Below are 352 nucleotides of genomic sequence, written 5' to 3'. Positions count from 1 at the left end.
GCGGAAAAACCCCCGCGGCCGAAGCTGGCGGTTGTTCCTCCTCCATGCGCCCGGAAATCGACTCCATTGCACGCATGGCGGCGACGCTGCCGATGATGAGAAGGGACAACGATCCGTCGGCAAGACGCGGTTTCAGCCGTGCGCATGCCTTTGCGATGATCTCGGGGCCGATGCCCGCAGGATCACCCATTGTGATGCCGAGTCTTGGACCAGACATGAACGCCTCTAATCGGTCAATTGTGATCATCTTCTAATCCTTATAACCATCAATGCGCAATAGTTTTCTTTGGCGGTCATTCGTAATCAACGGTGCGGTGAAAATCGGCATGTTTTTCAACCCCTCCGAGGGAGG

1 pseudogene is annotated in these 352 nt (G+C 55.7%); it reads right to left on the bottom strand.

Going from position 1 to position 352, the window contains the following annotated elements:
- Nucleotides 1–217, bottom strand: a pseudogene (locus tag EOA22_RS39470) (4-hydroxythreonine-4-phosphate dehydrogenase PdxA); the annotation flags it as partial.
- Nucleotides 218–352 lie beyond the last annotated feature (135 nt).

The sequence above is a fragment of the Mesorhizobium sp. M7A.F.Ca.US.014.04.1.1 genome, assembly GCF_003998745.1.
Classification (GTDB): domain Bacteria; phylum Pseudomonadota; class Alphaproteobacteria; order Rhizobiales; family Rhizobiaceae; genus Mesorhizobium; species Mesorhizobium ciceri.
Note: the sequence above shows the minus strand (reverse complement) of the source record. Positions and strands in the feature narration are given on the sequence as shown.